Below are 12,190 nucleotides of genomic sequence, written 5' to 3' on the forward strand. Positions count from 1 at the left end.
TTTTATTTCTAAACTCAAATACTATCGCATAATTTCTACCGTAACGGCCGCCATGAAAAACCGATTGATTCTATCCTTCGTACTTCTGCTATGTTTTATGGAAGCTCATGCCACACACATCGTGGGCGGGCAATTATTCTTCACAGAAAACAAAGGTGCCTACTACAACTACAATATAGGGCTCACGATGTACTTCGATGCACTTAATGGTAACCCCGGCGCGGAAGACACGTTTGTCAACATTTACGTCTTTCGCAAGCGGGACAACGCAGCCATGGCTTCCGTTCAAGTCCCAAAAATAGGACGAAAATCTGTCTCTTACACCAATCCGCTCTGCGGAATAGCATCCACGGAAACAATAATGATCACTTATGCCATGGATGTGCGGGCAGAATCAGCCAATTTTGATGATCCTGGCGGTTATTACATGGTTTGGGACCGCTGCTGCCGGAACGGAACAATTACGAATATAAAATCGCCCGGAGACGCCGGAAGTTTATTCTATCTTGAATTTCCTCCCATCAGGAAGAACAATACTGATTTTCACAATTCCTCTCCAAAATTCCCGGAAATTCAGGGTGATTATGCCTGCGTCAATTCCCCGTTCTTTTTCAACTTTGGCGGTACAGATGCCGATGGAGACAGTCTGACCTATACACTCGTGACGCCCAGACAGGGATATTCCACGAGAGATCAACCAAGCGTACAGACAATCGGTTCATCCAACTATCCCACACTAAGCTGGATCGATGGCATCACAACCGCCAACATTATCCCAGGCCCGAAGCCTCTGACGGTTGATCGCAAAACCGGAATGCTTTCGGTCACCCCGGGCAGCATAGGCCTCTACGTTTTTTCGGTGCAGGTCGACGAGTACAGAAATGGCGTCAAAATCGGGACATTGACGCGTGATTTTCAGTTACGGGTCGTCGACTGCCCGAAGATGGATAAGCCCAAATTGCTTTTCAAACCAAAAGGAAGCAGCACTTTCTACAACAGCAACCAGATCATCACAGTCGAAAAGGACGCCCCGAACTGCTTCGAGGTCATGGTGACCGACCCGACAATGAACGACCTGATACAGGTACAAGGGCAAGCTATTGATCATTCCGAAAACTATTTTTCACTTTTGCCTACGCAATACCGGACCACCGTGGCCAATGATACCATGCGTTTTCAGGTTTGTCTGGACGAATGTTTCGTAACCTATGACAACCGGCCGATCCGCATCGAATTAATCGCGCAGGACGAAAGCTGTCCGATGCCACTGATGGATACGCTGGTGATCTACATCCGGCGTGAGGGCGGCGGGAATACTGCGCCGACGGTGACTACTTCCCTGCCAGGCGACTACGTTCATGTGGCCGCAGGAGTTCCCGTCGCCTTTACGGTTTTCGGAAAAGACGCTGACGCCGACAGCCTCAACTTATCGGGTGCCGGTCAGAATTTTACGCTGACATCCAAATCCATGGTTTTCAACCCAGTCAGTGGTAAGGCTTCTGTACAGCAAAATTTCACCTGGATACCACCTTGCAATGCGGCTCAGGGCGATACGCTAAAAGTCGATTTTATGGCAAAAGATCTACGCTGCACCGGAAACCCACTGGCTGCCTCCAAAACAGTTTATTTCGTTATCGACGAATCTCCCAACCGGCCGCCGACCGTGAGTACGTCATTGACCACAGCAAGTATCAGTTATTCAATTGGAGCCGACGGCGGGATCATCTTTGACGTGACGGCCATCGACCCGGATACCAACACCATCACGCTGACCGCTCAGGGAAGAGGTTTTGATCTTGGCAAAACAGGCATGATTTTCGCCAATAAGTCGGGGGTTAAACAAATTTCCTCGCAATTTTCCTGGAATCCAGATTGTGCGATTATGAACGGAGACACAAACCAGACGTTTACCATCGATTTTATAACGCAGGACAAGACTTGCGCTGCTGCAAAGGACACAACCTCCGTTCTTGTCAAGCTAAGCGATTTTACGGCAAAAACCGTAATTGACCTGCCAAACGTCATTACGCCCAATGGCGACAACAAAAATGACTGCCTGATTTTTAGCGAGCTCCCGACCGGAAGCTGCGCTGATCAGTTCAAGGACATAACCATTTTTAACCGTTGGGGAAAACAGATTTATTATTCCAGAAACAAGTATCAAAACTGGTGCCCCGATTCTATTTCGGCAGGTTATTATTTTTACGTAATCCAATACACTAAGAAATCCCACAAGGGTGGATTAACTGTTTTAAAATAATACAACAAACCAATCAATGGTTATCCGGAAAACGCCCAAAAAAGTCAAAATGCTGATTATCAAAATTATAATAAATTTGAAATATTAAAAGTAATATAAATTAAATACTATCAATACATTTAATACTTTTAATTAGTTTAATAAGTCATATATGTATTTTTATTTCAATTAATATTATATGCACCAAACTTTCTAAAAGCAAAACAAGCCTGTTTTGACTTCATTTTTTAATAACAAACAGCGAAACCTTCACACACAATTTTGCCGTTGTAACCCTTTAAACCAACCCCTTTGCCTATATGATTTCTTCTCAACAGTTATCCTTTTTATTTGGCCGGCTCGCTATTGGCATGAGTATGTTTGGACACGGTCTCGTCCGACTACCGAAGCTGGCCGGATTCAGAGCCTGGATGGTCGGGCAATTTGAAAAATCCATACTGCCGGATATTGTCGTAATCCCGTTCAGCTATATCCTTCCCATTGCCGAATTTCTGGTTGGCGTATTTTTACTGATCGGCTTGTTTACAAGGCAGTCACTCATAGCAGGAGCGCTCGTGATGATCGCGCTTATTTTCGGCACCACCATGATTGAAGAATGGGGCTCCCTGGGCTCTCAACTCATTCACGCAGCCTTCTTCTCTATCCTGCTGATCTTCGAAAAGGAATACAATTTGTTCGCTGTGGATTTGATTCTTGAAAGAAACAAATCAGTAAACTAATTATACTTTCAATATTAGAAAGCCATTCAATACTTATCGAACTAATCATACTTTCAATAACTACTTTTAACTAAAAAAATACCGTACTGATCGTACTTTAAGAAAATATAAATATTTAATAAAGTATGATCAGTATAGTATTTCTAATATGTTTAATAATATATTATTCTTTATACTTTTAATAATATCAATAAGTATAAAGAATACTAAACATATTAAAATAATAAAAATATAAATTATTAATAATCAGTACATTAAAAATACACCTATTATTAACAGGTAAGATATTTTTCCTGGATATTTATTTTCCTCCTGTTTTTTGTTTTAATAAAAAGTTGTTCTACCTTTGTACTGTAATAATAAAAATTACAGTATGAGTAACGGAAGATTTGCGATATCGGTACATATTATGACGCTGCTGGCCGGACAGACGGACGGATGGTGCTCATCAGAATATTTGTCGGGGAGCATCAATATCAACCCGGTGCTGGTGCGCAAGGAATTAATTAACCTCAGAAACCATGGACTGGTTTTGAGCAAAGAAGGCAAATCCGGAGGAAGCGCCCTGGCAAAACCGGCGACGTCTATTGCGATGTCGGATATTTATGAGGCGGTCCGTCCGGAGCATTTTTTAGGAAAAAGCGCCAACGAACCCAACCCGAATTGTCCCGTCGGAAAGCAAATCAATCAGCATCTGGAAGACCTCTACAAAGAGTCGGAACGCGCATTAATTACCAGTCTGGGAAAGATGACACTGGCTGAATTTTGTCAAAAATTCAGTTAATTTTTTTAATCAAAACTGTAACAATTTTTATTTCAGTAATAATTTAAAACTAAAAAAATCAAACAAAATGAAAGTAGCATTAATCGGAGCAACAGGATTTGTAGGCTCACATGTTTTAACCGAATTGACAAACCGCGGACACGAAGTAACAGCTGTTGTGCGTGACCCATCCAAAGTAACCTTAAACAGTCCGCTACTTACGGTAAAACAAGGTGATATATTTGATACAGAATCACTTGCAACACTTATTAAAGGAAACGATATCGTCGTAAGCGCCTATAATCCAGGCTGGACCAACCCGGACATCTATGCTGATTTCCTGAAAGGTTCGGCCTCGATCCAGGAAGCGACTAAAAAATCAGGTGTAAAGAGGTACTTAACAGTGGGTGGCGCAGGAAGTTTGGAAATCGCCCCGGGACTGCAACTTGTTGATACACCGGAGTTCCCGGCAGAATACAAACCTGGTGCAAGTGCCGCCAGAGAGTATCTTAACATTCTGAAAACCGAAACAGAACTTGACTGGACCTTCCTGAGCCCTGCTATCGAAATGCACCAGGGAACAGCCGGTATTCGCAGAGGCACCTACCGTACTGCACTGGACAATCCTGTGTTCGACGAAAACGGCCGCAGCATACTTTCCGTGGAAGATCTGGCGGTGGCGATCGTTGACGAAACGGAACAACCAAAATTCATTAAAAAACGTTTTACCGCTGCGTATTGAGGTTTATTGCAGATTTGTAGCGTCGTCAGAAACGAAAAGGGAGGCTCAAAGCCCCGTTTTCGTTTCTGAATTTATACTGATAACCAATGAACAGAGCGCATTTTATCAAGGCGGCTTCATTAATCCCCTTTACATTGCAATCCATGAAGTTAAACGATCTGAAAAATATCACGGACGAGTTTAAAAGCAGCGACCTGATGCCTGTTCTGTTTACCGGACACGGCTCGCCGATGAATGGCATTGAGGAGAACGAATTCACAGACTACTGGAAAAAACTGGGGCGGGAAATTGCCAAACCGACGGCAGTATTGTGCATTTCAGCACACTGGTTAACAAAAGGCACCAAAATTACCGCTATGAATTCCCCGAAAACAATCCACGATTTCGGCGGATTTCCGCAGGCATTATTTAATGTTCAATATCCGGCTCCCGGCAATCCGGAGCTTGCAAAAGAAACTGCTGGCCTGATAAAAAGTACTCATGTAGGACTCGATCATGAGTGGGGCCTCGACCACGGAACCTGGTCGGTAGTAAAACAAATGTACCCTGACGCCAATATTCCGGTGTTACAACTGAGTATCGACTACGGCAAACCGGCTAGCTACCATTACGCATTGGCACAGGAACTGTCAGCGTTGAGAAAAAAGGGTGTGCTGATTATTGGGAGCGGAAATATGGTGCACAATCTCCGCATGATTGCCTGGGACAAGGCGCAGGAACCTGAATTTGGCTACGACTGGGTCATCGAACTGAATACCAAATTCAAAGAGCTGATTCTCAATGGGAATCACGATCCACTCATCCATTATGAAAAGCTCGGTACTGCGGCACAATACGCTATCCCGACACCCGATCATTATTATCCGTTACTGTACTCGCTGGGCCTCCAAATTAAAAAAGATGAGGTTAGCATTTTCAATGATAAAGCAGTAATGGGCTCTTTAACGATGACTTCTGTCCGGATTGGCTAAATAAAAAACGGTGCTGTTTAGAAAGAAGTTGGTGTTTACGTAATTTAGGTCTTTGGAAACTAATTCTGAAGACCTAAACTTTTTCTCTTTGAACCGAGTCGACCGATTATTGGGTATCCTGACCATTTTACAGTCAAAGAAGTTTGTGACGGCCGAGCATCTGGCCACGCGCTTCGAGATAAGCATCCGTACCGTTTACCGCGATATTCGCGCGCTTGACGAAATTGGCGTACCCGTCACCTTTGAACCCAACAAAGGTTATACGATTGTACAGGGCTACTTTTTGCCCCCGGTAACCTTTACCACGGAAGAAGCTAACGCGCTGGCTTTGATGGGTGCGATCGCGCATCGTTTTACCGACAATTCTATCCAGAAACACTACGAAACGGCACTACAAAAAGTAACTTCTGTCCTTAAAACCTCACAGAAAGACTCGCTTAATGACTTCACGGAACAAATAAAGACTTTTAAACCGGAGGTCCTACAAAATGATTTTGCCTATTTATCGGAAATCCAAAACGCCATTTCCAGCAAAACGATACTCCGTCTCGACTACCAAAATGTCAACAGCCAGCTCAGTGTTAGGGAAGTTGAGCCAATCGGATTGCTTTTTTACGCGATGAACTGGCACGTGATTGCCTGGTGCTGGAATAGAAATGAATACCGTGATTTCAGGGCATCGCGGATCATCAAATTATATCCTACTCATGTCGGTTTTAAAAAATCGGACCATATCAGTCTCAACGATTATCTGGCCCAAATGTCCATGCATCAACTGGATTAATCCATTTCATGGCATGATTTTTCTTTGTATTTTGTAAGAAATTATAAACTAAAACCAGGAAATCATGAACCGAGAACTGATAGCGACGACCTCCATTTCTATTTTCGCAAGTCCCTCCGAAGTATGGAAAGCATTGGTGGATCCTGAAATCATTAAACAATATATGTATGGAACTGAAACCGAGACAACCTGGAAACTTCATTCTCCGATCACTTTCAGGGGAGAATGGGAAGGTGTTCCCTATGTCGACAAAGGGGAAATCGTCAATATAATTCCGGAAAGAGTTTTGAGTTACAGTTATTGGAGTTCACTGTCGGGCACGGACGATTTCGAAGACAATTACTCGATTATCACTTATCACGTTTCTGAATATGATGACGAAACGACGCTGACGGTCACACAAGACAATATAGAAGATGAAGACAAGGTGATCAAATCGGAAGAAAACTGGATGTCGACGTTGAAAAAAGTAAAAAAGATACTGGAATTGAAAACGCATTAACCTCTAAAAACCGGTGTTGTTTCCTCAGAGGACAGCACCGGCTTTAATGTTTTTTAACCCTTACCAACCGACAATTCGCCTGCTTTCAGTTATCATTAATTGTCGACACCCAAGAGAAATGCGTCATATTTCAGGTGTCCGGTTCTATAAATTTACCCTGAAAAACCTCACAACTTTATCCCCGAACAAATCATCCCAAACCTCGCGATAGCGAAACAAATCAATCTTCTTGCACGCGCCACTGCTACATCAAAAAGTATCCGTAAGCATACTTGTATTAACGATCACAGGCAACTGAAAACCAGTGCAAAAGAATTAATTATTTAACATTGAGTTAACATACAATTAATATTAAATACAGTTCTTTGCATCCTTTGTTACTGACACCATAAATAATATACATTTCATATGAACATTACTTTCAATAAGTATTATACTTCTAATACTATCAAAACGTATCATAACAAATATAACTAATAATACACCATATACTTTTTAAATGTATTTAATGTATCATTAGTTTAGTTCTTTTATATTTATAATCAATTGATAACCAATTTATTATAAATAGAACTCCTAGTTTACAACTGACACCACCATCAAGTTAATTTTACTGTTCAATGAAAAAATGGATACCAGCAATCCTGTTTCTACTTATTTTATGCAAGCCCGATAATACTTTTGCCCAACGTTTCCTGATGGATCTGGTTGATACAACCAACCAGATGGGTAAGGGAATGTTATCTATATATGAACGTTACAACCGCGTCCGGATCAGTGGATACATTCAGCCACAGTTTCAATACATCACCGAAAAAGGAGCTGACACTTATAACGGGGGCAATTTTTCAGACATTTCCAACAACCGTTTTATGCTGCGCCGTGGAAGACTTCGTGTCGACTATGCTCACTTAAACGAAAAAGGTGAGCCTACCTCCTACTTCGTTTTTCAGTTTGACGGGACCGAAAGAGGCGTTGCAATCCGCGATTTTTGGGGAAGGTTTTATGAAAATAAATTCAAACTTTTTGCTCTGACAACCGGGATGTTTGCCCGTCCTTTCGGCTACGAAGTCAACCTTTCCTCTGCCAATCGCGAGACTCCTGAGCGGGGCCGGATGTCACAAATTCTGATGAAAACCGAGCGCGATATCGGAGCAATGTTAACCTTGAACAAAAGAAGAAAAGACGGAAAAACTTCGGATTTCAAATTGGACATCGGGGTGTTTAACGGACAAGGAATGTCAGGCCCCAATGACTACGACAGCCACAAGGATATTATCGCGAAAGTTAGCATGAAACCAAAGAGGATCAATAATTTTTCACGTGCGCTATTCTCAGCAGCCATCTCCGGTTATGCGGGCGGGATCACCAGCCAGTCACAGGTTATATATAAGGTAGAGAAGAAAAATGAAAATTATACGATGGTGCAGGATTCATCACAACAGAATCTTGGAAAAGCCACACCTCGGAATTATGCCGGTGCTGACGCCCAGCTGATCATCCCCAACAAGCGCGGTCAAACCGAATTCAGAGCAGAGTATATCAAAGGAAGACAAACTGCGACAGCACTCAGTAGTGAAACTCCGGGAATATATCCCGTGAGCAACGGGCTCAAAGATCCTCTCTATGTACGAAATTTCGACGGCGCTTATTTCTATTTTCTACAAAATCTCAATAGCGCCGACCATCAGTTTGTAGTGAAGTATGATTGGTATGATCCAAATAAAAAAGTTTCCGGCACCGAAGTAAGTGTCGCGAACGGTTTCAGTAAAGCTGATTTGCGTTACAATACGCTGGGTGTTGGTTATGTTTACCGCCCCAATGAGTCGCTGAAATTTATGTTTTATTATGAAAACGTAAAAAATGAAAAGTCAGGTTTGCCTGGTTTTACCAGCGATGCACCGGATGACGTTTTCACCTGTCGGGTACAATATAATTTTTAAAGATGCACGTATATAAAAGATGGCTGCAAGCTCCTAACGCTTGCAGCCATCTTTTATATATATCGGTCTAACATTTTTTCAGGCGCCAAACCGTTCCATCAGAATTTTCTTCCGGTAAGCAAAAATTCCTTTTACCTCATTGTTCACAAAAACAGAATCGACGATATCACCTAAAAATCCCAGAGGCAGTTTGTAGTTCAAAATATCCTCCATCAATACACCGCCGCTTACTTCGGTAAAATGATGCTGATGATGCCAAAAAGCATAGGGGCCAAAACGCTGCTCATCGATAAAGTACTTCTTGTCTACAACCTGCGTGATTTCCGTGCACCATTTTAAAGGAACTCCCAATACCGGTTTTACGATATAGCGGATGATCTGCCCCGCGTACATTTTCTCGCCATGGTGATTAGATGTAACCACAAATCCCATATGCGGCGGAGTGATCTCTTTAAGATTTGACGGATTCGAAAAGAACGACCATGCCTCATCCAACGAAATTGGTAATTGCTGCGTAAAATATAATTCCTGCATTGAAAATGAAATTTGGTTTGAGTTCTCGCCTAGCTCTAAAAAAATCGCGCCTCGACAAGATCCCGACAGATCAAATACTAGATACCTTTCATACTTAATGCGATTCTTTTCCTGCCCAGGTCAACTTCCGTCACTTTCACGGTCACGATCTGCTGCAACTTCACCACTTCGTTCGGATCCTTCACATAACGATCCGCCAGCTGAGAAAGATGAACAAGACCATCCTGCTTGACACCGACATCAACAAACGCTCCGAACGCAGTGATGTTCGTAACGATTCCGGGAAGTACCATTCCGACGCGTAAGTCCTCAGGTTTGCGCACAGCATTATCAAATTCAAATTTTTTCACTGGCGTCCGTGGATCTCTCGATGGTTTTTCAAGCTCCTGTAAGATATCCTTCAAGGTAGGAAGTCCCACATTATCAGTTACATACTTCGCAGGATTTATCTGCTTGCGCAATTCCGGTTTTTGAACGAGATCTTTCACAGTTGCACCGACATCGCTGGCCATCCGCTCAACGATCGGATAACTTTCCGGATGTACTGCGCTGTTATCCAGTGGATTAACCCCATTTTCAATCCGTAAAAATCCGGCCGCTTGTTCGAACGCTTTTGCGCCGAGCCTTGGCACTTTTAAAAGTTGTTGTCTCGATTTGAAATTGCCATTTTTCGACCTAAAATCCACGATATTCTGCGCCAGAGCGGGTCCCAGGCCAGATACATAGCGCAATAAGTGCTTACTTGACGTGTTGAGATTTACGCCTACGGAATTTACGCAGCTTTCTACGACTACATCCAAAGCATTCTTCAATGCATTTTGGTCGACATCGTGCTGGTACTGTCCGACACCGATAGATTTCGGGTCAATTTTTACAAGTTCAGCCAACGGGTCCATTAATCTGCGGCCAATTGAAACAGAGCCACGAACGGTTACATCTTTGTCGGGAAATTCTTCCCTCGCTACATCCGATGCCGAGTAAATAGAAGCGCCCTGCTCACTCACCATGAACAAACCGATTTCATTTTCTTTGCCAGCGGACGACAGAAGTTTCTTGACAAAATCCTCGGTTTCCCTTCCGGCTGTCCCGTTACCTACCGCGATCGCTTCGACCTTATATTTTTGAATCAGCTCCGATAAAGTATAATTTGCCTCGGCTGATTTATCAAACGGATAAATTACTTTGTCGGCCAACAAATTTCCCTGACTATCCAAAACTACAACCTTGCAGCCCGTGCGGTAACCCGGGTCAATAGCCAGGACATTTTTTTGTCCGAGCGGAGAAGCTAGTAAAAGCTGACGCAAATTTTCCGTAAAAATCTGGATGGCGTACAAATCGGCTTTTTCCTTTGAAAGATTTGAAAATTCGGTTTCAATACCAGGTTTTAATAACCTTTTATAACTGTCGCTGATAGCCAGTTCAAGCTGATCCTTGCTCCCTGATGTTCCCTTCAAAAAAATCCGGTCCAGATTTTCGATCGCCTGGTCTTCATCCGGCGAAATATCAACACTTAAAAAACCTTCTTCTTCCCCGCGTCTTAACGCCAGAAGGCGGTGCGAAGGAATTCTTGAAAGCGGTTCCGAAAATTCGAAGTAGTCACGATACTTGGCTCCCTCTTCTTCCTTTTTCTTTTTCACCTTAGAAGTGATCACGGCATTCCGCTGAAAAACCGAACGCACACGACTCCGAGCATCCTGGTTTTCGCTGATCCATTCAGCAATAATATCCCGGGCTCCCTGCAATGCAGCATCGACATTCTCGACCTGATCATTCAGATAACTCAATGCTTTTCGTTCCGGATCAGATTCTTTTCCCGCGAAAATAAGTTGAGCCAAAGGTTCAAGCCCTTTTTCCACAGCCATCGAGGCGCGCGTTTTTCTTTTTTGTTTGTATGGTAAATAAAGATCCTCCAATTCGACCATGGAGAAAACGCCTGAAATTTGTTTTTTTAACTCGGGCGTAAGTTTACCCTGTTCCTCAATATTTTTCAAAATTGCTTCCCGGCGTTTCTCAACTTCCTGTTGTTTCACATAAGCATCTTTGATCGCACCGATCTGTACTTCATCCAGTCCGCCGGTTGCTTCTTTACGATAGCGGGAAATAAAAGGAAGCGTGGCCCCTTCGTCAAATAATTGTATGGTATTGCGTACCTGTTTTTCAGAAATACTGGTTTGTTGGGCAATCAGGGGGTAATTCATGACAAAATTTTAACATGTGATAATCCGTTCGTAAATGTAGTGAGTCCTTTCAATACATACTCATTTATTATAAAAAAGACTTTTTACAAAATAAACAGGCCAGAAATGAGCTGAATATTATCCGAAATAATATTCAAATTGCAACTATTCCAGATCTATCCCGTCAACCAGCAAAAATGAAATTAACTAAAAAATTCGCCGGCATTTTTTTAATCACCTTCCTTATTTCCTGTTCAACTTTGTCTGCTCAGAAAATTCTGGTCAGGACAGACCAGGGCGACATTCGGCTGGAATTATATCCCGAAAAAGCGCCGATTACCTGCAAAAATTTTCTAAGATACGTTGACGAAAAAAAATATGACGGTGCGATTTTCTACCGGGTTGTACGCATGAACAATCAGCCTGATAAAAAAGTAAAAATTGAAGTTATCCAAGGCGGACTACAAAACGACACGACCGGAAATTTTTTACCCATTGCGCATGAATCTACAAACATCACCAAAATCAAACATCAAAACGGGACTTTATCGATGGCACGCACAATCCCCGGAAGCGCAACGTCTGAGTTTTTTATCTGTATTAACGATCAACCTGAACTCGACTTTTCCGGAAAAAGAAACCCTGACAGACAAGGTTTTGCGGCATTTGGAAAAGTAATTTCAGGAATGAATGTTGTACAAAAAATCCAACGGGGAGAAACGGGAGAAGGGGAGAAAATGCAGTCGTTGAAACAGCCCGTCAAAATTATCAGTATGAGTAGAATCAACTAAAAGA

The 12,190-nt window shown here is 42.6% G+C and carries 11 protein-coding genes; 9 read left to right on the forward strand and 2 right to left on the reverse strand.

Going from position 1 to position 12,190, the window contains the following annotated elements:
• Positions 1–52 precede the first annotated feature (52 nt).
• From M1L62_RS14525 to M1L62_RS14560, 8 genes are all read left to right on the forward strand, one after another.
• Positions 53–2,260 carry a T9SS type B sorting domain-containing protein gene (locus tag M1L62_RS14525; protein WP_254560307.1) on the forward strand — a complete coding sequence of 736 codons (2,208 nt, stop codon included), beginning with the start codon at positions 53–55 and terminating at the stop codon, positions 2,258–2,260.
• A gap of 299 nt (positions 2,261–2,559) precedes the next feature.
• Entirely contained in the window at positions 2,560–2,979 is a 420-nt protein-coding gene (locus tag M1L62_RS14530) for a DoxX family protein (protein ID WP_254560308.1), read from the forward strand.
• Positions 2,980–3,352: 373 nt separating this feature from the next.
• The gene (locus M1L62_RS14535) at positions 3,353–3,763 is read left to right on the forward strand and encodes an Rrf2 family transcriptional regulator (protein ID WP_254560309.1); all 411 of its coding nucleotides are present in this window, start codon (positions 3,353–3,355) and stop codon (positions 3,761–3,763) included.
• A gap of 67 nt (positions 3,764–3,830) precedes the next feature.
• A complete protein-coding gene (locus tag M1L62_RS14540) occupies positions 3,831–4,484 on the forward strand; it encodes an NAD(P)-dependent oxidoreductase (RefSeq protein ID WP_254560310.1) in 654 nt (217 codons plus the stop codon).
• A 143-nt stretch (positions 4,485–4,627) separates the two neighbouring features.
• Positions 4,628–5,455 carry a 4,5-DOPA-extradiol-dioxygenase gene (ygiD, locus tag M1L62_RS14545; RefSeq protein WP_254560498.1) on the forward strand — a complete coding sequence of 276 codons (828 nt, stop codon included), beginning with the start codon at positions 4,628–4,630 and terminating at the stop codon, positions 5,453–5,455.
• 88 nt (positions 5,456–5,543) lie between these two features.
• Positions 5,544–6,239: a helix-turn-helix transcriptional regulator gene (locus tag M1L62_RS14550; RefSeq protein WP_254560311.1), complete on the forward strand. Its 696-nt coding sequence runs from the start codon at positions 5,544–5,546 to the stop codon at positions 6,237–6,239.
• A 64-nt stretch (positions 6,240–6,303) separates the two neighbouring features.
• Positions 6,304–6,741: an SRPBCC family protein gene (locus M1L62_RS14555; RefSeq protein WP_254560312.1), complete on the forward strand. Its 438-nt coding sequence runs from the start codon at positions 6,304–6,306 to the stop codon at positions 6,739–6,741.
• Between the two features lie 620 nt (positions 6,742–7,361).
• Positions 7,362–8,684 carry a putative porin gene (locus M1L62_RS14560; protein ID WP_254560313.1) on the forward strand — a complete coding sequence of 441 codons (1,323 nt, stop codon included), beginning with the start codon at positions 7,362–7,364 and terminating at the stop codon, positions 8,682–8,684.
• A gap of 78 nt (positions 8,685–8,762) precedes the next feature.
• Here M1L62_RS14560 and M1L62_RS14565 read toward each other — a convergent pair whose 3' ends face one another.
• Positions 8,763–9,218: an SRPBCC family protein gene (locus M1L62_RS14565; RefSeq protein ID WP_254560314.1), complete on the reverse strand. Its 456-nt coding sequence runs from the start codon at positions 9,216–9,218 to the stop codon at positions 8,763–8,765.
• A gap of 77 nt (positions 9,219–9,295) precedes the next feature.
• Positions 9,296–11,416 (reverse strand): Tex family protein, encoded by a 2,121-nt coding sequence (locus M1L62_RS14570; protein ID WP_254560315.1) that lies wholly within the window; start codon positions 11,414–11,416, stop codon positions 9,296–9,298.
• A 176-nt stretch (positions 11,417–11,592) separates the two neighbouring features.
• Here M1L62_RS14570 and M1L62_RS14575 point away from each other — a divergent pair, with 176 nt between their 5' ends.
• On the forward strand, positions 11,593–12,186 hold the full coding sequence (locus M1L62_RS14575; RefSeq protein WP_254560316.1) for a peptidylprolyl isomerase: 594 nt from the start codon (positions 11,593–11,595) through the stop codon (positions 12,184–12,186).
• The last annotated feature ends 4 nt before the right edge of the window (positions 12,187–12,190 follow it).

Source organism: Dyadobacter diqingensis (genome assembly GCF_024220585.1).
In the GTDB taxonomy this organism is placed as follows: Bacteria; Bacteroidota; Bacteroidia; order Cytophagales; family Spirosomataceae; genus Dyadobacter; species Dyadobacter diqingensis.